23 protein-coding genes and 2 tRNA genes are annotated in these 19,767 nt (G+C 62.9%); 3 read left to right on the forward strand and 22 right to left on the reverse strand.

Features of this window, described 5'->3' with window-relative positions; all coding sequences use genetic code 11:
* Positions 1-140: 140 nt before the first annotated feature.
* The 12 genes from ACVIW0_RS35110 to ACVIW0_RS35165 all read right to left on the reverse strand — a co-directional run bounded on the left by ACVIW0_RS35110 (position 141) and on the right by ACVIW0_RS35165 (position 8,722).
* Positions 141-216 (reverse strand) — tRNA-Phe (locus tag ACVIW0_RS35110).
* Positions 217-356: 140 nt separating this feature from the next.
* The gene (yacG, locus tag ACVIW0_RS35115) at positions 357-539 is read right to left on the reverse strand and encodes a DNA gyrase inhibitor YacG (protein ID WP_461356509.1); all 183 of its coding nucleotides are present in this window, start codon (positions 537-539) and stop codon (positions 357-359) included.
* A 63-nt stretch (positions 540-602) separates the two neighbouring features.
* On the reverse strand, positions 603-1,232 hold the full coding sequence (locus ACVIW0_RS35120) for a Maf-like protein (RefSeq protein ID WP_456750699.1): 630 nt from the start codon (positions 1,230-1,232) through the stop codon (positions 603-605).
* Between the two features lie 186 nt (positions 1,233-1,418).
* Complete coding sequence (locus ACVIW0_RS35125) at positions 1,419-1,883, reverse strand: arsenate-mycothiol transferase ArsC (RefSeq protein WP_461357516.1); 465 nt, start codon at positions 1,881-1,883, stop codon at positions 1,419-1,421.
* Positions 1,884-1,937: 54 nt separating this feature from the next.
* Positions 1,938-2,441 carry a UPF0262 family protein gene (locus ACVIW0_RS35130; protein WP_461356510.1) on the reverse strand — a complete coding sequence of 168 codons (504 nt, stop codon included), beginning with the start codon at positions 2,439-2,441 and terminating at the stop codon, positions 1,938-1,940.
* Positions 2,438-3,733: a histidinol dehydrogenase gene (gene hisD / locus ACVIW0_RS35135; protein WP_461356511.1), complete on the reverse strand. Its 1,296-nt coding sequence runs from the start codon at positions 3,731-3,733 to the stop codon at positions 2,438-2,440. Before hisD ends, ACVIW0_RS35130 begins: the two co-directional genes overlap by 4 nt.
* Before the next feature lie 200 nt (positions 3,734-3,933).
* Positions 3,934-4,359 (reverse strand): DUF2948 family protein, encoded by a 426-nt coding sequence (locus ACVIW0_RS35140; protein WP_461357517.1) that lies wholly within the window; start codon positions 4,357-4,359, stop codon positions 3,934-3,936.
* Between the two features lie 363 nt (positions 4,360-4,722).
* A complete protein-coding gene (locus tag ACVIW0_RS35145) occupies positions 4,723-5,547 on the reverse strand; it encodes an alpha/beta fold hydrolase (RefSeq protein WP_461356512.1) in 825 nt (274 codons plus the stop codon).
* Positions 5,548-5,614: 67 nt separating this feature from the next.
* Complete coding sequence (locus ACVIW0_RS35150) at positions 5,615-6,115, reverse strand: hypothetical protein (RefSeq protein WP_461356513.1); 501 nt, start codon at positions 6,113-6,115, stop codon at positions 5,615-5,617.
* Between the two features lie 170 nt (positions 6,116-6,285).
* Positions 6,286-6,594 carry a UBP-type zinc finger domain-containing protein gene (locus ACVIW0_RS35155; protein ID WP_461356514.1) on the reverse strand — a complete coding sequence of 103 codons (309 nt, stop codon included), beginning with the start codon at positions 6,592-6,594 and terminating at the stop codon, positions 6,286-6,288.
* 173 nt (positions 6,595-6,767) lie between these two features.
* A complete protein-coding gene (locus ACVIW0_RS35160; RefSeq protein ID WP_461356515.1) occupies positions 6,768-8,465 on the reverse strand; it encodes an FAD-dependent oxidoreductase in 1,698 nt (565 codons plus the stop codon).
* 44 nt (positions 8,466-8,509) lie between these two features.
* On the reverse strand, positions 8,510-8,722 hold the full coding sequence (locus ACVIW0_RS35165) for a hypothetical protein (protein WP_461356516.1): 213 nt from the start codon (positions 8,720-8,722) through the stop codon (positions 8,510-8,512).
* Positions 8,723-9,035: 313 nt separating this feature from the next.
* Here ACVIW0_RS35165 and ACVIW0_RS35170 point away from each other — a divergent pair.
* Both ACVIW0_RS35170 and ACVIW0_RS35175 read left to right on the forward strand, forming a co-directional pair.
* Positions 9,036-9,110 (forward strand) — tRNA-Thr (locus ACVIW0_RS35170).
* 94 nt (positions 9,111-9,204) lie between these two features.
* Entirely contained in the window at positions 9,205-10,902 is a 1,698-nt protein-coding gene (locus ACVIW0_RS35175; RefSeq protein WP_461356517.1) for a hypothetical protein, read from the forward strand.
* Here ACVIW0_RS35175 and ACVIW0_RS35180 read toward each other — a convergent pair.
* From ACVIW0_RS35180 to ACVIW0_RS35195, 4 genes are all read right to left on the reverse strand, one after another.
* The gene (locus ACVIW0_RS35180) at positions 10,796-11,227 is read right to left on the reverse strand and encodes a winged helix-turn-helix domain-containing protein (RefSeq protein ID WP_461356518.1); all 432 of its coding nucleotides are present in this window, start codon (positions 11,225-11,227) and stop codon (positions 10,796-10,798) included. The two genes, ACVIW0_RS35175 and ACVIW0_RS35180, sit on opposite strands and share 107 nt — an antisense overlap.
* The gene (locus tag ACVIW0_RS35185; protein WP_461356519.1) at positions 11,227-11,508 is read right to left on the reverse strand and encodes a hypothetical protein; all 282 of its coding nucleotides are present in this window, start codon (positions 11,506-11,508) and stop codon (positions 11,227-11,229) included. Before ACVIW0_RS35185 ends, ACVIW0_RS35180 begins: the two co-directional genes overlap by 1 nt.
* A gap of 161 nt (positions 11,509-11,669) precedes the next feature.
* Entirely contained in the window at positions 11,670-14,840 is a 3,171-nt protein-coding gene (locus ACVIW0_RS35190; protein ID WP_461356520.1) for a phage tail tape measure protein, read from the reverse strand.
* A 268-nt stretch (positions 14,841-15,108) separates the two neighbouring features.
* On the reverse strand, positions 15,109-15,273 hold the full coding sequence (locus ACVIW0_RS35195) for a hypothetical protein (protein ID WP_461356521.1): 165 nt from the start codon (positions 15,271-15,273) through the stop codon (positions 15,109-15,111).
* Positions 15,274-15,545: 272 nt separating this feature from the next.
* Here ACVIW0_RS35195 and ACVIW0_RS35200 point away from each other — a divergent pair, with 272 nt between their 5' ends.
* A complete protein-coding gene (locus ACVIW0_RS35200; protein WP_461356522.1) occupies positions 15,546-16,172 on the forward strand; it encodes a recombinase family protein in 627 nt (208 codons plus the stop codon).
* A gap of 338 nt (positions 16,173-16,510) precedes the next feature.
* On the opposite strand, the gene ACVIW0_RS35205 is transcribed toward ACVIW0_RS35200, so the two are convergent.
* The 6 genes from ACVIW0_RS35205 to ACVIW0_RS35230 all read right to left on the reverse strand — a co-directional run bounded on the left by ACVIW0_RS35205 (position 16,511) and on the right by ACVIW0_RS35230 (position 19,736).
* Positions 16,511-16,774: a hypothetical protein gene (locus ACVIW0_RS35205; RefSeq protein WP_461356523.1), complete on the reverse strand. Its 264-nt coding sequence runs from the start codon at positions 16,772-16,774 to the stop codon at positions 16,511-16,513.
* Positions 16,771-16,962, reverse strand: coding sequence for a hypothetical protein (locus ACVIW0_RS35210; RefSeq protein ID WP_461356524.1), 192 nt, complete (start codon positions 16,960-16,962; stop codon positions 16,771-16,773). The genes ACVIW0_RS35205 and ACVIW0_RS35210 overlap by 4 nt, the downstream gene beginning before the upstream one ends.
* Positions 16,959-17,333 carry a hypothetical protein gene (locus tag ACVIW0_RS35215; protein ID WP_461356525.1) on the reverse strand — a complete coding sequence of 125 codons (375 nt, stop codon included), beginning with the start codon at positions 17,331-17,333 and terminating at the stop codon, positions 16,959-16,961. Before ACVIW0_RS35215 ends, ACVIW0_RS35210 begins: the two co-directional genes overlap by 4 nt.
* Before the next feature lie 534 nt (positions 17,334-17,867).
* The gene (locus tag ACVIW0_RS35220) at positions 17,868-18,203 is read right to left on the reverse strand and encodes a hypothetical protein (RefSeq protein ID WP_461356526.1); all 336 of its coding nucleotides are present in this window, start codon (positions 18,201-18,203) and stop codon (positions 17,868-17,870) included.
* 326 nt (positions 18,204-18,529) lie between these two features.
* A complete protein-coding gene (locus ACVIW0_RS35225) occupies positions 18,530-19,480 on the reverse strand; it encodes a helix-turn-helix domain-containing protein (protein WP_461356527.1) in 951 nt (316 codons plus the stop codon).
* Positions 19,481-19,568: 88 nt separating this feature from the next.
* Positions 19,569-19,736, reverse strand: a complete 168-nt coding sequence (locus ACVIW0_RS35230) for a ribbon-helix-helix domain-containing protein (protein ID WP_461357518.1) — start codon at positions 19,734-19,736, stop codon at positions 19,569-19,571.
* Positions 19,737-19,767: the final 31 nt, after the last annotated feature.

Raw genomic sequence — 19,767 nt, forward strand, 5'->3', positions numbered from 1 at the left:
CGGGCGAGCTCGGCCATGGTCTCGCCGGCAGCATAGCGCACGGCGATGGTGCGGCGTTGGCTGGGTCGAGTGCGGACGGCCGGCCGAACTTGGTTTCCTTCGTGTGGATGGCTTATCGGCTACGGCAGCATTGAGCTGAATGGTGCCCAGGGGCGGGATCGAACCACCGACACTGCGATTTTCAGTCGCATGCTCTACCAACTGAGCTACCTGGGCAAACCCGCGGGGCCATAAAGGCCGGAGCGAGCGGGCGGTTTATAGAGAGGTCGGGGCGCCGTGTCCACCCGCCTTCGCCGAAGGCTTCGGCGGGGCGGGCCCGGCTTTTGTGATTTCCCCAACTTGTTGGGAAATCTTGGCTATTCCGGGTCCTCGGTGTCGTCCTCGCGGCCGGGAACGACGTAGCGGCCGGTCAGCCAGCGGTTGAGGTCGACATCGCGGCAGCGTGGCGAGCAGAACGGGCGGAAGGCGTGCTCCACGGGCTTGCCGCAGATCGGGCAGGCGCGCGGGGTGGCCGGTGGCGTTCGGGCTTGGTCGGTCATGGCTGGCACGTAGCCTACAGCAAGCGAGATGCAAGGGCGCCAACGCCGCGAGGTTCCTCGATCTCACACCGTGGCCGTGTTGAGCCAGCCGTGGCGGATCGGGAAGCCTTCGCCGCCGAGCAGGGTCACGGTCTCGTAGAGCGGCAGGCCGACCACGTTGGTGTAGGAGCCGACCATCTTGACCACGAACGATCCGGCGATGCCCTGCACGGCGTAGCCGCCGGCTTTGCCGCGCCATTCGCCGGAGCCGATATAGGCCTGGATGTCGTCCTCGCTGAGCCGCTTGAAGCGCACGCGGGTCTCGACCAGACGCTGGCGGAATGCCTCGCGTGGCGTCACCACGCAGATCGCGGTGTAGACGCGATGGTTGCGGCCCGACAACAGCCGCAGACACTGCGCGGCCTCGTCGACCAGATTGGCCTTGGGCAGGATGCGCCGGCCGACCGCGACCACGGTGTCGGCGGCAATGATGAAGGAGCCGCGCAAATCGTCGTCGAGCTGAACCGATTTCAGCGCCGCATCCGCCTTGGCACGCGCCAGGCGGTTGGCGCAGGCGCGCGGCAACTCGCCACGCCGCGGGGTCTCGTCGACATCGGCCGGGCGCAGCGCGTCGGGCTCGATGCCGGCCTGGTTGAGCAGGGCCAGCCGGCGCGGCGAACCGGAAGCAAGAACGAATTTGGGACGGCCTAGCATGCGGGCTTTTGGGCTGAATCGGGGGGACGACGCGGGCGGAACCTATCGGATGGGGCATGGATGCACAACCTTGGAACCGGCTTGCGAATCGCGCTCCCGCCTGGAGACAAGGCCCCATAAGCACAGTCGTTTGTCAGTCTGGCGACAAGGCGCGGTTCTGCCAATCGGAACACGCATCGCGAAGTTTCACAGGTTCGCCGCGCCCGCCTGGGCAAAACGGCGGCGGATCCGCAACAGCAGGCCGTCGCAGACCTCGCGATAGGCGGCGAGCTTCTGCTCGCGCGAGCCCTCGGTGCCGGTGGGGTCCACCGTCGGCCAGTATTCGACATCGGCCGCGACCGTGCGGGTGAGGTCGAGCGCCTTGTGATGGGCCTCCGGCGCCAGCGTGATGATCAGGTCGAAGTTCAGGCCTTCCCAGTCCTCGAGTTCCTCGAAGGTCTGCGGCTTGTGAGTGGAGATGTCCTGGCCGAGCTCGGCCATCACGGCGACCGCGAACGGATCGAGTTCGCCCTTCCGCACGCCGGCCGAGCGGACATAGAGGCCTTGCGGGAACATCTGCTGCAACAGGCTTTCAGCCATCGGCGAGCGCACGCTGTTGAGGCCGCATGCGAACAGCACGGCCTGCGGGTTGCGCGCGCGCGGCGCCTCCATGCGATCAGGCTTTTTTCGACCGGGGTACGCCCCCGTCAATCATCGCTTCCCCGGTCATCCGCCCTCGCCTTTCCAATGAAGAACGGTGATCAGCGTGAACAGCCGCCGCGCGGTCTCGAAATCAACGCGCACCTTGCCCTTGAGCCGCTCCTGCAGCGTGCGCGAGCCCTCGTCATGAATGCCGCGGCGGCCCATGTCGATCGCCTCGATCTTGTCCGGTGTCGCGGTCCGGATCGCCTGGTAATAGCTGTCGCAGATCATGAAATAGTCCTTCACGACGCGGCGGAACGGCGTCAGCGACAACAGATGCGCGACCACCGGCGTGCCGTCCTCTTTCCTGATATCGAACATCAGCCGGTTGCCGCTGATCGCGATATGCAGGGTATAGGGCCCGGCCGCAGCGCCTTCGGGCGCGAACAGATTCTGCTCGACCAGGTCATAGATCGCGATCGCGCGCTCATGCTCGATGTCGGGCCCGGAACGGCCGATCGATTCCTCGTCGAGCGTCACCGCGACGATGCGATTGTTGGAATCCTCGTCGTCTGGCGGCTTGTTCATGAGAGGTTGAGGCGCAATCCGACGGAACGTGAATGTGCATCGAGACCCTCGGCCTGGCCGAGCGTCATCGCGGCGGGCCCGAGCGCACGAAGCTGATCCGGTCCGCACCTCAGGATCGAGGTTCGCTTCATGAAGTCAAGCACCCCGAGCCCCGAGGAAAACCGCGCCGAGCGCGCGGTCGGCAGCACGTGGTTGGAGCCGCCGACATAATCGCCGATCGCCTCCGGGGTATGGCCTCCGAGGAAGATCGCCCCGGCGTTGCGGACCTTGTGCGACAGGCCCTCGGCGTCGGCAGTCATGATCTCCAGATGCTCGGCCGCGATCGCATTGGCGAGCTCGACCGCGTCGTCGATCCTGGCCACCTTGATCACGGCGCCGAAATCGTTCCACGAAGCGCGGGCGATCTCGGCGCGCGGCAGCGTCGACAGCTGCGCTTCGACCGCGCGCTCGACATCGGCGGCGAGCCGCGCGCTGTCGGTGATCAGGATCGACTGCGCGCTGACGTCGTGCTCGGCCTGCGCCAACAGATCGGCCGCGATCCAGTCGGCATTGGAGGTCGCGTCCGCGATGACAAGCACCTCGGAGGGGCCCGCGATCATGTCGATGCCGACCTTGCCGAACACCAGCCGCTTGGCCGCGGCGACATAGGCGTTGCCGGGACCGACGATTTTTGCCACCGGCGCGATCGTCGCGGTGCCGTAGGCCAAGGCGGCCACCGCCTGGGCTCCGCCGACGCGGTAGATTTCCGAGACGCCGCCGAGATGGGCTGCCGCGAGCACCAGCGGGTTGAGCTTGCCGTCCGGCGCCGGTACCACCATCACCACGCGCGGCACGCCGGCGACCTTGGCCGGCACCGCGTTCATCAGCACCGAGGACGGATAGGCCGCGGTCCCGCCCGGCACGTAAAGCCCGACCGCATCGACCGCGCTCCAACGCCAGCCGAGCTCGACGCCGGCGGCGTCTGTGAAGCGCTCGTCCTTCGGCAGCTGGCGGCGGTGGAAGGTCTCGATCCGGTCGCGCGCTAATTTCAGTGCCTCGACGGTCCTGGGGTCGCAGGCCGCGACCGCGGCGTCGATCTCGGCGGCGGTGATACGCAGGCCGGCGGCATCGAGTTCGAGCCGGTCGAACTTCCTGGTCGCCTCGAACAGCGCCGCATCGCCGCGGGCCGCCACGTCGTCGACGATGGCACGGGTGGCCCGTTCGACGTCGGCCGACACCTCGCGCTTGGCCGCCAGGAAGTCGCGGAAACGCTGGTCGAAATCGGCGCTCTGTCGGTCCAGGCGAACGGGCATAACGGCTTTCTTAGATGGAATTCAGCTCCCTGCTCAATGGCGCGGCGGATAATGGCCGTCAACCCTTGGCGCCCGTCGTCCCGGCGAAAGCGGGGACCCATAACCACCGAATCCGGTTGTTGGAGCCGGACGCGGCCCCAGTCTGCCGCAACCGCTGACTTCTGGGGTAATGGGTCCCGGCCTTCGCCGGGACGACGCAATCAGGGCCCCACGCCGAGGTCGTCTTCCCCAAGATCGGTCAATTCGCACTCCAGGCATTCGACATCGAGCCGCAGCGCCGCCCCCTGACCGAACATCAGCAGCGCGCTGCCGCCCGGCGGGTCGGAGGCATGGAATTCGATCCCGAGCAGTTCCAAGGTGGCCTCCGGGGCCTCCAGATCGATATTGCGCGACTTGCATGCCAGCACCCGGTCGAACCGAAGCGCGGCAATCAGCCGGCGCGAGCAGGTGCCGCCGGACAGGGTCTGTTCCCAGTCGAGCCGATTCAGGCCGACCACCAGGCGCTTCTCGCCCTGGCGCCAGACGATGTCCGCAGCCTGGACGCGGGCGTCCTGGACATGGGCGGAGATCACCGCGAGGTCATCGGCATCGAGGGCGATCAGTTTCAGCGGCGCGGGTGGCGACATGACGGTGGTTATAACGCCTTGCGGCGCTGGAGGTAGCAGGTCGCCTTGAGATAATCGCGTCGGAGGAACCGGAGTTGCGCGCGAAACAGGTGAGGTGAGCACGCTCTTCAAGCTCCCTCCCCCCTTGCGGGGGAGGGTTGGGGAGAGGGGTAAGCCCCGGGCGAGAAGCGTGACGAAACGATCGACTTCGCATTCGGTTGCAGAGTCGAACAGCCAGTTCGAGAGAGCGTGCCGTGTGGCCACCCCTCTCCCTAACCCTTCCCCGCAAGGGGGGAGGGAACCTGCCATCGGTGGCTTCCTCACTTCAGCGCATTCAGCAGCTGCATTGCGCTGGCAGGCAACGCTGAACGCTTGCTCCGCGCCTCAGCCCTTGATGAACGCCAGCAGATCCTTGTTGATGGTTTCGGCTTCCGTGGTCGGCATGCCGTGCGGAAAGCCCTTGTAGGTCTTCAACGTGCCGTTCTTCAGAAGCTTGGCCGAGAGCGGGCCGGAATCGGCATAGGGCACGATCTGGTCGTCGTCGCCATGCATCACCAGCACCGGCACGTTGATCTTCTTCAAATCCTCGGTGAAGTCTGTCTGCGAAAAGGCGACGATGCCGTCATAATGCGCTTTCGCGCCACCCATCATGCCCTGCCGCCACCAGTTCTGGATCACCGCTTCCGACGGTTTCGCACCGGGCCGGTTGTAGCCGTAGAACGGCCCCGCCGGCAGATCGCGGTAGAATTGCGAGCGGTTGGCCGCGACCTGGGCCTGCAAGCCGTCGAACACCGATTTCGGCAGGCCGCCCGGATTGGCAGGCGTCTGCACCATCAAGGGCGGCACGGCCGCGATGATGGCGGCCTTCGCGACCCGGCTCTCGCCATGGCGCGCAATGTAGTGCACGACCTCGCCGCCGCCGGTGGAATGGCCGACATGGACAGCGTTCTTCAGGTCGAGATGCGCGGTGACCGCAGCGAGGTCGTCGGCATAGTGGTCCATGTCATGACCGTCGGCGACCTGGGCGGAGCGGCCGTGGCCGCGGCGATCATGGGCGACGACGCGAAAGCCGTGGTTGAGGAAGAACAGCATCTGCGCGTCCCAGTCGTCCGACGACAGCGGCCAGCCATGGCTGAACACGATCGGCTGGCCCGAACCCCAATCCTTGAAGAAGATCTCGACGCCGTCTTTGGTGGTGATGGTGGGCATTTGATTGCTCCTCTTGTTGATCCGTCATTCCCGGTGCGCAATTGCGCACCGGGAATGACGAGAATGATCAGGCGAACGTAACCGGCCTGAACCGGCGCCAGGCGCCGATGATCACCAAAGCGAAGAACACCAGCACGATGCCTTGCACCACCGCGAACACCGGCCCGGACGGCGGATTCGGCGGCACCGCAGGGGCCAGCGCCTGCAACGCCGGCACCTTGAGGAAGCTCTGGATGACCAGCACGAAGACGTTGAGATAGAGCGAGACCATCGCGGTCACGACATAGATCGGGCGCCAGGCGCCCTTGAGCTGCATCGCATACAGCGCGATGCAGGCAATTGCGAGCAGCACCAGCGAGAGGCCGCCGATGATGTGCGACGGCAGCAGCTTCTCGGTCACCAAGGGCGGGATCACGAAGCCGGTGGCGTTGGTCAGGATCGTGAGGATCAGGAAGATCGAGGTCAGGCCGGGCATCGCGCGCGAGCCGAGCAGGCCGAACATCACGATCACACCGGCAACAATTGCGATCAGGCTGATGATGACGTGGACAAGCACGATCGTCGACATGTGGCGCACTCCCCGTTGAGGACCCGCATCACGTTACGATGCATCTTGGAGAATTACCACACGTTGGGTGGCAGGACGGCCGGCATCTCATCCGAAATTTTTCCGGCGCTAACTTTGAACGACCCGCGCCTATCGGATGCAGCGACCCGTGCGCGAATTGAGACGTTGAATCAATAATAGCGCGGGATCGGGCCGTTATGCGGCGTCTTGCGCTTCGACAGGTCGAACAGCACCTCGTCGACATAACACCAGCCCCAGCCTTCCGGCGGATCATAGCCCTCGATCACGGGATGGCCGGTGGCGTGGAAATGCGCGGTCGCATGGCGGTTTGGCGAGTCGTCGCAGCAACCGACATGGCCGCAGGTCCGGCAGATCCGCAGATGCAGCCAGCGGCTGCCGCTCTTCAGGCATTCCTCGCAGCCGAGCGCGCTCGGCGTGACGTCCTGAATGCCAGCGATATGGCTGCAGCCTGTTGTCATTTCTGGCCTCCTACTTGTGCGTCTCTCTAACCCGTCATCCTGAGGAGGCCGCGCAGCGGCCGTCTCGAAGGATCGACGGCCACTAGCGGGGCCGATTCATGCTTCGAGACGGCCGCTTCGCGGCTCCTCCAGCGACAAAGGCGAAGCCTTTGCGCGGGGATGACGGGAAAAAGCTACAACGACGGACTCCCCGCATCGGCGAGATAGCCGTGCAGGGCGGCGACGACCTGGGCGCCTTCGCCGATCGCGCCGCCGACGCGCTTGACCGAGCCGGAGCGGACGTCGCCGACCGCAAACACGCCGGGCACCGTGGTCTCGAGCAGCGGCACGGCGCGCGCGCCCTCGCCGGTCTGCATGCCGGTCATCACGAAGCCGCCGCGGTCGACCTGCACCCCGCAGCCTTCCAGCCAGCCGGTCGCCGGGTCGGCGCCGACGAACAAAAAGAGATTGCGGATATCCATGGTGAACTCGTCGGGCGCGAGCCGGCTGCGCCAGCGCACGCGCTCCAGCGTCTCGGCGCCGTCGAGCCCGATGACCTCGGTGTTGAACATCAATTCGATGTTCGGCGTCGCCTCGATGCGCTCGATCAGATAGCGCGACATGCTGGCGCCGAGCCCGCCGCCGCGGATCATCATGTTGACCCTGCGCGCATGCGCCGACAGGTACACCGCGGCCTGGCCTGCGGAGTTGCCGCCGCCGACCAGCACGACGTCCTGGTTAGCACACAGCCGCGCCTCGATCGGCGAGGCCCAGTACCAGACGCCGCGGCCCTCATAGCTCTCGAGATTGTCGATCGCAGGCCTCCGATAGCGCGCGCCGCTGGCCACCACCACCGACCTGGCGCGCAGCGTATGCCCGCATCCGGTTGAAAGCGCGAAGGCGCCCGACGCCTGCGTGCAGTCCAGCGATTTGATCGAGACCGGGATCAGCATCTCGGCGCCGAATTTCTGCGCCTGGTTGAAGGCGCGGCCGGCCAGCGCCTGGCCGGAGATGCCGGTCGGGAAGCCCAGATAGTTCTCGATCCGCATGCTGGCGCCGGCCTGGCCGCCGAAGGCGCGGGCATCGAACACCGCAACCGACAGGCCCTCGGAGGCCGCGTAGACCGCGGTGGAGAGCCCGGCCGGGCCGCTGCCGACCACGGCGACGTCGTAGAGCTTGTCCTGCGTGCTGTTGCCGATCATGCCGAGCGCCATCGCCAGCGCGGTCTCCGAGGGATTGCGCAGCACGGTGCCGTTGGGACAGACCACCAGCGGCAGCTCAGCGCGGGTCGGCGAGTAGCGCGCGACGAGGTCGGCGGCATCCTTGTCGGTCTCGGGATCGATCACGTGATGCGGCTGGCCATTGCGCGTCAGGAAGTTCTGCAGCGGCGCCATGTTACCGACCGAGGCGGAGCCGATCAGCACCGGCCCGCCGGCGCCGCCCTGGATCAGGCTGACGCGGCGCAGGATCAGCGCCCGCATAATGCGCTCGCCGAGATCGGCCTCGGCGACCAAGAGCGCGCGCAGCCGCTCGGGCGGCAGCAGCAGCGTCTCGACAACACCGTCGGCATGACCGTCGACCAGCGCCGGGCGGCCGGAGAGCTGGCCGATCTCGGCAAGAAACTGCCCCGGTCCCTGGTCGATGATCGGCGTGACATGGCCGAGACCGTCGCGCTGGGTGATCGCGACGTTGCCCGACAGCACCACGAACATGCCGGGACCGGGCGTGCCGGTCTCGAACAGCGCTTCGCCGTCCTGATACGAGCGCGGCTCGCCGAAGCGGCGGATCCGCTCGATCTCATGCGCCGTCAGGGTCGGAAAGGTCTGCTCATGGCGCGGGAACGCATAGGCGGTGGCATTCAGCCGGTTGATCGTCGTCTCATCGATAGCCATTTTCGGCGTCCCGCTTCTCGTTGCATCACACATTAGGAGTCGGGTTAGCGGCCCGGCTCGTTTCCGCCGGCGTCATCCAGCGAGCCGTCATCTGGCGAGCGGTCGGCGAGTTCGGAAGCAGCGGCATCGTCACGACCGCGCGCCTGCGATTTCCGCCGCTTCAGATTTTCGCGCAGCGCCAGCTTGAGGCGATCCTGTCGTGAATCCTTCACGCGGGCTCCGGCCTGCCCGCCGCCTCTGTCCTGCTCGCCTGTCATTGCAAACTCTCGAACCGCCGTCGCCTCAAGGCGACCATAGCCAATGGCGGGCGCCCGCGCACCCTGCCCGGTCGGCCAGTTGCGCAGTCTGTGGCATGATTCGGCGGCGTGGCGGATCAGGAGCTTCCGGCCGGATCGGGAACCCAATCGGGCCCAAATCGACCAGATTGGCCGGAATCGATCGACGGAACGCCAATTTCCGCCCATTTCATCGGCAAGAGGGGCGCTGTTTCGCTTGCGCGAAAGGGAGGCCTGTGGCAAGAACCGCCCGCTTGGACGGGCCCTCGAGGCCGATTCAATTTTTCCCGGGCATGCTGCCGTAGCTCAGTGGTAGAGCACTCCATTGGTAATGGAGAGGTCGACAGTTCAATCCTGTCTGGCAGCACCATCTATCCTATTGGATATGTTGATTTTATTGGAAATTCGGTCCTGAGTGCCACACGAAAGTGCCACACAGACCAATGGTTTCCTTGAACTTCTCGATGTCCACTCGCGCCCGATCCAGCATCCCCCAGTTCCGCGTTCGCGTCCCCACCAAAGTCGTCGCTCAGCTCCGCGGCAAGCGCGTGCTCCTCAGCCTCGGCACCGAACGCCCCTTTATCAAGGTGGTGAAGATCGGGAACGATGTTTCATTCAGCCTAGAAACGGATGATCGGCTTCTTGCGGAGGCGCGGCAGGCGAAGGCACTGGATCATCTTCGCCGACTGTTCGAACTGACAGAAGCTGATCCCGTCACTCTCTCGCACAAGGCCTTGGTCGCTCTGTCTGGCGAGGCGTACCGGATTTACAACGAAATCCATTCCGACAGTCCCGGCGACCCGGGCCCCTGGAGCTTTCACAAGGCGCTACATCGCGCGGCGCTGGAGGGCCGCATACAGTCTCCGCCACCTGCCGCGCTCATGCCGAACGAGATGACGACTGCAATGGAGCTGTTTGGTGAGGGGGATCTCACCGCGTCTGTGAATGCCCTCCCGCCCGGCCAGTTCGATAGCTTGGAGGACCGGTTCGGCTTGATCGGCGATTGGGTGTTAATCCGACAGCGCATCCATCTTGCTCAGAGTGACCGTCGCCGGTTCCTGCATCTCGTGGGCACCGCTGCATTAGATGCTGGCTGGCAGCTCCGCCGTAATGCAGAGGGAGACTATACACCCGACATCAAGGCGCTTCGCTTTCCGTCCATCGAGAGCGTCACAGAGGCCAAGCCGAAGCATACAATCACCGGGCTGTTTGATCTTTGGTGGCAGGAAGCAAAGGCCACGGGCCGCTCACGAAAAACTCATGATACCTACCGGGGGGCGGTGGATAGGCTGATCAAGCATCTTGGTCATGACGATGCCGGCCGCGTAACCGACCAGGACATGCTCACGTTCAAGGATGCTCGACTCAAGGTGGTGACCGTCAAATCCTTGCGAGATGGTGATCTCCCAGGCATTCGATCAGTGTTCGGCTGGGCCGTTGACAATAAGAAGCTGATAAAGAATCCAGCCGACGTCATCAAGATCAAGGCGGAGAAGAAAATCCGCACTCGATCAAAAGGCTTCACGGAAGACGAGGCCAAGGCGATATTTGAAGCCTGCCTCTCATACGTGCAGAAACCGAAAGAGGACGCACGGACCGCTGCGGCCAAGAAATGGGGTCCGATCATCGCCGCCTACACCGGTTGCAGGATTGGTGAGGCGCTGCAGCTTCGAAAAGAAGATGTTCGCAGGGAGTCCGGACGCCATATCTTCGACTTCAACCCGGCTGCGGGCAGCATCAAGTCAGGACTGTTCCGGCTGGTTCCCGTGCATCAGCACTTGATAGATATGGGTTTCTTAAAGTTCGTTGGGACCTCTAGCGATGGCCCGCTGTTCGCGAAGGGCGCTTACGAACGTGTCGTGGCGTTCGTCAGAAGTGTGGTGACAGATGATCGTGTTCAGCCCAACCATGGCTGGCGGCATCGCCTCAAGACGATCGCTCGAAACCTCGGGCTGGATCACCGTGTCGTTGACGCCATACAAGGACACGCGCCGCGCACCTCCGGCGAGGATTACGGTGACGTGACAGTGATGGCCATGGCCCGTGTGATTGCCGCTATCCCACGAATTGCGGCCGATATCGACGCGCGTGGTCCCCGTCAAATAGCTCCTCGGGCGAAGGCTCGATCACGACGAAATAGCCGGCCTCAGCCAGACGCCTAATCGACCTCAGCACCGTGCTGCGGCTAAAGCCGGTCCTCTGGCAGATCGCCGGCTGCGATAGCTGCGCGTCTCTCCGCTCAGGGTCGAGCGCGGCGAGCAACACCTTAGCAACGGCGCGATCAGCCGACCTCAAATCCTGGTCGCTCGCAATCGCCTGCATCAGCGCAAGCGACGGACCGGTCAGAGCACCGAATACACCGGTAGCAACCAGATGCCGGAGATTGTGAGCGGCAGCACGGGCGAACGCGACAGCTCCGCCATCATCATTGCTCAAATTTTCGAGGGCAGGCAGGAGTCGGCAGATTTGTTCCTCGATCGAGTGCATCAGCAAGCACCGCGAGCATAGGCGGCATCGAGATCGACGTGGCTGGTCGGATGGGTAATCCACTCCCTCAGCCAGCGCGGCGCCGGCATCCTGTCGATGGCAGATTGATCGAGGTCACTGAGCGATCGGATATTGTTGAGCACCTTCCAGAGTGCGTCCACAGCGTCCAGCACACGGGGCAGATAGACTGAATGGATTGCGAGGTCGTCGCCATCGGTCGACCGGGCGACATGCCGGCCGTTCTCGTTCGCGATGCTGTAGCCGCGATTGGATTGGATCATGGGAATAAACCTTGTTGGTGGTGAAGTGGTCGGCGGCATTGTGATGAAGCTGCGTTTGCAAGTCCATTTGCAGTTTCAGTTTCCGATTTGCATTCAAGCGAATGCGACCATCACTACCGGGAGTACATCCGTCCCGGCAGTCATGATTTACCCGACAGCGATCAGGCGTACTCGCTTGCGGTGTCGTGCGTGCGCCAGTTCATGCTTTCGTCGATCCGGCGCTGCACCAGTGTGGCCAGCGCTTCTGGATCGTGACTGCTGCCGTTGATGTGGATCGCCAAGTTGCCGGGCACGGACCGAATGTCACCAGCGCCCGCCCCAGGCCCCGCGGCTGAGGGGATCGGAACATTCTTGATCATGTCGGTTGGGGTCGGCACGTTTGCGATTGGCGCATCACTGCTGCGCGCTATGCCCTGCTCGACGAGATGGCGGTAATTTATCGACTTGCTTCTACCGCCGGGACCAACCCAATCCGTGAACTCGTTGCCGTCTTTCCGACTGATCTTGAAACCGGGGATGCCGGTTCGCCGAGACCCGTTGGGATCGGTAGGTAAGCCCTGGTCGGTGTAACCACCAATGACGTGGCTGCCCGCGAGCGCTCGGTTGGTGTAGGCGTCGTACTTGGAGAACTCCTTCGGGTTGGCCTGCAGCCTACGGATCGCTCCATAGATTTCACCCCGCCGGATGGGGCCATAGAAGCTGTCTGGCTTGCCCTTCAGATAACCTTTGGTGCCGAGGTGCCGAACGCCATTGGCATCCATGCCGATCATCTGGCGGAGCGTCTTGCCCTCCATGTCGGCGCGGTTCATCAGGCTCTCGACGGTACCGCCTCCGCTGATGCCCTCCGTGGCCTGTATCGCCGCGAGATGCATCCTAAGGGTCGGATCACTGTCTATCTCCCTCTGGAACCGCGCACGTCGAGCGGCGAGGTATCTGTTGCCGCTGAGACCCTGACCCGTCGTCGTATCGAGAGAGCCCCCGATCGACGGGACCTTATCGGCACCCGTGATGGCGCCAACACGTTCACGACTGGTCCGCATGATGCTGCCACTACGGCCGACTCCGAAGTCTGGCAGCGCCGCGCCGGGTGTGCTCTTCACCAGGTTGGGGACGCCGCCGATGAGGCCTTCGCCGCCCAAGCTCGCACCAGACCGGTTCAGGCCGCGGCCGGAGCCGCCGCCAGTGGTGATGGCGGCATACTGCAAACTTCCGGCTCCGTTGCTGATGAACGCCGCGCGCTCGATCTTGCCGGTGAACTTGTTCAAGTTGTCCGACAGCTCGCTGGTGCGGCGCATGCCAGAGAAGTCAGTCGCTCCGCCGAAGCTCGTTGGCTGAAACAGCGGATCACCTGATGGCTTGTAGCCTCGAAGCTTCTTCTTCTCTTCAATGCGTTCCTGCCAATCCTTGTAGGACTCGCGACGGCCAGTGTTAGAATCAGTCCTGCGGATGTGTTCGTCCGCAACACCCCGGTCCTGATTCCGTGCAGCGAACATGCTGAGCAACGCAACTGCGGCCGCGCTGCTGCCGATGAAGGCGAGTACTTGGCCGAGGCCGGTCAAACCAAGGGCGAGCGTCGTGAGGACGCCTAGCAATGGCGACAAGGTCGCCAACACCACGGTGAGTCCGGTCAACTGCGCGACCAGATTGCCCATCTCTCGCGCGTCGGCCGGATTTTTACCGGCGAGGAGTCCGAGCGCAGAGAATACGGTCTTGAGTCCGCTGGCGAACTCGCGAATGCCCTCAGCAAGGCCGGTCCCGAAGGCGCGCCATTTCCCGACGGTGCCGGCGTCGAACTCGCTCGCGAGCGACCGAACAGCATCGCCCCAGTCCTTCAGCCCGAAGCCCTCGCGAGCGCCATCGATCAGCGCTTCAACGTGTTGCTTGATCGTGTTGAAATCGAACGTCTCCGCCAGGCCGATGACCGAGTCGGAAATCTGATCGAACCAGTTTTCTAGGCCAGCACCGACCTTCTCCCAAACGAGAACCAGGGCGGCGCTGATCGACGCCCACCGGCCCTGCATCGAACGGATTTTTTGCAACGCTGTCCTATCGAGGAAGCCCGGCTTGCTCTCGATGTCCTTCAGCACGTCTCGCAGCTTATCTCGCCCCAATACAATTGTAAGTAGTTCGTCCATCCACTCGCGGCCGCCGATCTGATTTGCGACCTTCGTTCGCAATCGCTCCGGTAGTTTGGCGAGACCGTCGAGGATTTGCTGGATGGCTCCCATCGGCCGGTCCCGCATGGCCTTAGCCATGGCACCACGGCCACCGAAACCGAGTGCATTTGCAGCAGCGTTAAGGTCATTCGCTTGCTGACCACGGGCAGAATCTGCACCAGCAATCTGCGAGGTCAGAAAGCTAACGAACGTTCCCATCTTGAACGGCTGGACGCCGAGGGAGATACCGGTCGCGTCAATAGCGGCAAGTTGCTCAGGGCTCATCTTGGTCGTCGCGAGGGCAGACAGACTGCGGCGCATCGCCTCGATGATCTCACCTCCATCGGCAGCGGTGCTGTTATTGGCTACGGCTACCGCATTCAGAACTTTACTGAAGCGCTCCGTGTTCCACGGCATCTGACTCGACAAGCGGCCCAGCAGCTTGCCAACCGCTTCCGGGTTCACGTCCAGACCAGCCTGTGCCTTCAGAGCGAGGTCTGCAAAGGATTCAGCGTATTTCTTGGCGACCCCGGCCTTAAGACCTTCGACTGCTGTATCGATGACCTTGGTGCTGCCGACTCCGTACTTGATGCCGGCCTTGTCCGCGAAGTCCACTCGAAGTTTCTGGACCTCGATCTTGGTGAGGTCACCGAACATCTCGGCACGGACTTCCGCTGCCTGCACTTCCATGCGCTTCCGGATGGCGGATACAAGACCGGCGCCCGTGATGGCAGCGCCGGCAGCGACGGTGCGGACGTTCGGCGCGGGCAGACGACCACCACCACCGTAGGACCTACCGGAGCCGACGCGACGTTCTGCGGCAGCACTGCGAGCTAGTTGCCGCTGGTAGCCAGCCTCAAGTCGCTCAAGCGTGGCGTAGGTCCGGCGCGTGTCGTTCAGGCGCTGGGTGTTGGCGCGATTCCAGTCAGCAGCATAGGTGCGTGCTGCGGACCGGCTGAGGTTCTCCATGCCCTTCAGTTGTGCGCTGGCAGCGCGGATGGTGCGATCAAAACCGGCCATCGACTTCATGCCGGCTTCGCCAGCCCCGTTGAAGGCATTGCTGATGCGCTTGGCAGCGGACTCGAATTTGCGCAGGTCGGCGAGCACACTCTTGAGGACCGGCGACATTTCGTTGGTCGCGGTCAGGATTGCGCGGACGTTCAAGTTCTCGGACAAGGTCGTTCCTCGTTAATTGCTCTTTTAGGGCGCGCTCTGAGAACGCGACCGGTTGATGGTGGGGGTCTTTAGAAGGCGGGGGGCGGCCCGAAATTCGTCTTTTGTGGAATCGAAGTCTGGGGCGGTCGGCCGACCCAGCCCCCATGCGGTCAAAAAAACTGACAGCTTCGCAGCCCCGCCCGCGCGGCACCGCTGGGAAACCTCACAGCGTCTCATGCAAGCGGATGATGGTTGGCGTGGTGGTGCAGCTTGGCGCCCCGGGGCGGCGTCAGTTCTGGCGAGGGAGTTTCGCGATGGCCCGCCTGAGTATGATCTCGACGCACCGCGCGCAGATCAGTTCGCCGTCACCGGCGGGCGGTGCGAGAACCTGCAGCTCGTCTGGCGCAAACTCTTCCTCGCAGTGGTGACAGCGGCGGCTTGTGTCGAGCGACATTCTGGAACTCACGAAGAAGGCATACAGGCGTTCACCTTCAATAGTCGAGGAGCATGGCGGCGGGCTGTGACCACACATGCCTGGTCGGCCTGCCTGACCATGCATGGCGGGGCGGTAGCACAGGAGCCAAGCGGCGGTGTGATGAGGGCCAGGTCGGTTCGCTTTGGGTATATCCCAGCAGCACCGCCTCAAAGGTTCGGGAAAACAGTTCTTGAACTACTCAAACGGAACTCATATAAGAGAACCACTCAAACGGAACTCAGGGGTTTCCAATGTTCGTTCGTGCATATCTTCGGGCCAGCACTCAGGATCAGGATGCGAACCGGGCGGAGGGCCAGTTGAAAGCCTTCGCCAAGGACCACGGGCTCAAGATCGCCACGTGGTATCGCGAGAACGAGTCTGGCACGAAACTTGATCGGCCTGAGTTGTTCAAGCTGCTATCCGATGCGCAGGAGGGGGACGTACTCCTGATTGAGCAAGTTGATCGGTTGAGCCGACTCGACGAGTCCGATTGGAAGAAACTGCGGGCGATGATCGATGCCAAGGGCGTCCGCATCGTCGCTATTGATCTGCCAACGTCGCACCAATTCATAGGGGCTAACGCGGATAGCTTCACTGGCCGCGTCCTGGCGGCTGTGAACGGCATGGTGCTCGACATCCTGGCCGCGACCGCACGGAAGGATTACGAGGACAGGCGCCGCCGTCAGGCGCAAGGGATTGCCAAGGCCAAGACGGAAGGGAAGTTCAAGGGGCGGCCTGAGAACGTGGATCGCAATGCCGGCATCGAGGGGATGCTGAATTCCAAAATGTCCTGGGGCGATATCCAGAAAGCGACTGGATGCGGCCGGGCGACGATCGCGAAGGTCGTCAAGCGCATGAAGGATCAGAAGACAGCCTGATCAATTATCTGAACGCCTTGCACGCATCCGCGCTGCGGAACGTTCCGGGCGGACAGGTCTTGCCCGGGATCACCGGGAAGGCGTGCGGCGTGTCCTGGTGCAGCGCCTCGCAAAATGCGCCCTTACCAACGTATCCGGTTGGGCAGGTGCCGGTGCGCGGGATACGCTCCCGGCCATCGCGGTCCGGCACTGGATACGGGCCTGCCATAGCTGTCGTGAGGGCTGGAGGCGCGGCGAGAGCCACAGCAGTAGTAAGCAGCATTGCGAGTCTCATATCGATCACCGCGCCTCCGAATGGACGGCGGCCCTCTGGAGTGAGGCGAAACCGCCGTCCGATCTTAGTCGGTCATTTCGTCCTGAACAGACCTCAGCCGAGCCCGCGCATCGGCCAGTGCCATCTCCTGTGCGGTGAAGTCGCGACGTGCGTACCTGAGCCGATCCTCCGCCTCCGCCACAGCATGCTCCGCGCTCGACAGGCGGCGACGTCGATCTAGGTCTAGCAGCGCGGCTGCCCTCGCCTCTCGCACATTGTCATCGACGTCATACGTTTCGGCATTCAGCTGCGCGGCGTGCTGCCGGGCGATGATTCCAGGTCGTTTCATTTCCGGTTTTCCTTGTTCCACTCAAACGCGATCGCGTCGATTTCGTCGGACACCTCTTGGCGTCGTTCTGGGGTCTGTGCCGTAACGGCATCCAAGCGGGCGGCGCGAAGCCGGTCCTGTAAGCGCTCGATACGCTGTGCTTGCGAGAGGGGCACCGGGAAGCCCGGTGGTAGATCGCGGGTTCTCATCGCCAATCCCGTTCCCGCTCTGCCATGTGCTCAAGTGTAACACCCGTGGCGTTCTGGCGCCGGGCCAGCCAGTCGGCCGGCAACGCTCGCTCTCTACGATTGGAGGCGACTTCCCGGCGCATCTCGTCCGTCAAGTTGCCGGTCGGCTTGTTGTCGGTCGCTGGCGTGAATGCGGCCGGCATAGTGCTGCGGAGCGAGCGCACGAAGTCGGCGGGCGAGATCGCGCCACGGCCCGGAAGGTGGATCAGTCCTTGGCTGGTCATGGCAGCTCCGGCGAGATCGATGCCGGCCTGCCGTATGGCGTCCTGGTTGGGCTGGTGGCCTTGCCTGCGCGCTTCCTTCGCAATCAGGTCTTCGAGGTGGTCTGTCATCACGCGGCCTCCTGACGACGCAGGAACTGGATCACGGCGCGGCGGACAATCGAGCTTCGATTTGGCGCGCTCGGATCGTCGGCGGCGGCTGCCTTGTCGATAGCAGCGAGCAACACTTCGGGCATTGTGAAAGCGGCCGGCCTCATTGGCGACGTGATCAACGCCTCCGACTCCGGGCAGAATCGTCGTTTCATTTTCGTTGGTTCCTAAATTACAGAATCCCGCCGGGCCAGTGTGGCGCGACGGGCGGTGGAGAGATGCTGATTGGGGTCTAGAAATACGAACGGCTCCCCTAGGGAGCCGAAATTGCCATCGTTCGTATCTGTGGCAAGGTAGTGCATATTATGGGGGCATACCCCGTAATTGTCAAAGGCAGCTGCCTGGGGAGAAAAGGGAGATATATTGGCGCAAGTGAAATTAATTAGCTTCTTTTTAAGGATGTGAAACTTGCGCAGCAGCAGCCGTCGTATTTGACCTTGTGGATCCAGTCGTCGCTGGTCGGCGCCAACTCGAACGCGCTACGCATAGGGGCAGCTAACCGGCGGGCAGCGGTTTGAGGCAGCACGGACAGACGGCGTCTTCGACGATCGCCGAGACGTACTCGATCCGCTTCTGATCATCCCCATCCAGCGCTCCTGCGCCCCGCAGCCGCTCCAGGAGCTTCTTCTCCTGCATGCAAGCCTTGACGAACTCGACATACCCTTCCTTCGATGTGAAAGAAGCGTCGCTCGCAATGATTTGAAGCTTGCCCGGCCCCTTGCAGTGAGCGCACTCGGGGTCAAAGAAAATCGGCTCCTTTGAAAGGTCGACAGCCTTGTCGTATGCGGGGCAGTCATCGGTCTTGCAGGTGAAAAGGACTGTGGCACGCACGATCTGACCTCCGGATCATCTTCCAGGTGGGAGCTTTACGTCGTCATCTAGGCATCTTCACTAGCTTTTCGAGGTCTTATCGCCAATGCTGCGGGCGCTGGGGGGCGTTTCGATGATTTGTGCTCCTCTGCGGCTCACTATCGGAGCAAACGTCTGGGCGGCGCTCCGGCGGGCTTGCTGGCCTGATTGATGGTCGTGGTGGCTGTCATGGTCATGGTGGCTCTCGGCAATCGGTGGCGCCTTCGAGAGCGCGGCACCACGTAGGGCGCATAGGGCGATCCGCCGGACCATCGCAGGATGGACCGGCATGCCGTCATAGGGTGGGGTCAGATCGCCGCGCGCTTTACAGGCTCCCTCTTTGGTACTGGCTTGTGGTTATCCTTCCACGGCTCATCGGCCAACCATTTCACCGGATCGCGGTAGTAACCGACATTCTCTGTCCGACACCTTCGCCGAGCGGCGGTCAAGATCGCCTCGAACTTCACTCCAGCCTTGACGACGGCAATCAGCGCTTTCTCAGTCGCTGCTACGTTCTTGCGTTCCGGCGAGGCGTTCCAGAACTCGTTGCGCCAGTCCGTGGGCAAATCGGCCGGCTCGTTGTCTTGAGCTACCCTGTCTTGTTTGATCTCGCGGCTGCGATCGTCCTCCGGTAGCGTGGTTTGGCTTCGATCATCAGAACCAACATCCAAAATACCAGCCGGCCCATCCGAACGCGGAGCGTTCAGTGTGTTCTCTTCACTGTGTTCATTCTCTGGGTTCAGTTCACTGTGTTTATGGGTCATCGGTGACCTATCGTTGAGGTCATCTGTGACCGAGCGTGACGCGCACCCATGACCTATCGTTGGGTCGTCGGCGACCGATCGATCGGTCGTCAGTGACCCATCGCTATCGGGCTTGGTGATCCATGGTTCACCCTTCTGGAATTGGATATCGACTTGGCTGCTGGTCTTGAGACCCTTGAAGTATTTGGCGGTCGTGGCGATGAAGCCGGCATTGGTGAGTCGCTTGAACGAACGCTTCGCGGTCGACTCCGAGACCCCTATCTCACGGGCGATCAGCGCATGAGACGGGTCACACTGACCGGTTTTGTTGTTGCGATGGCCGATCAGGGCCACCATGACGAACAGGTCGACTTGCTCCAGGAGCTTCTTGTGCTTCTTACCCTTTGCCTCTTCTTTCGCTTGCGCCTTGGTCAGAGCGAATAGCAGGTCCAAACGCTCTGTGGGCGACACGTAGAATTTGGTCTTGCCGTTGTGGTTTTCTCGGTTTTCAGGCATAATGTTTGCGGTTCGATCTCAGCGGGTTGAACAAAGGACGGATGAGAAGCCCATGGCGCGCGAACGCCATGGGCTTTCTCGTTGATGGTCACTCCGCAGCAGTGTGAAGCTGTTGCAGATGCGCGGCCACGACTTGCCGCATGAACTCAGACCGAGACAAGCGCAGTTCGATCCGCGCATTCTCTAGGGCGGCGAGTTGGTCCAGCGGTAAATGGAACCCGATATAACTGCGTCGGGCGTCGGGGTTGAAAAGCATGCTCACGTTCGTTCTCCTCAAAACTAAAAGG

Source organism: Bradyrhizobium sp. USDA 4454 (assembly GCF_054822705.1).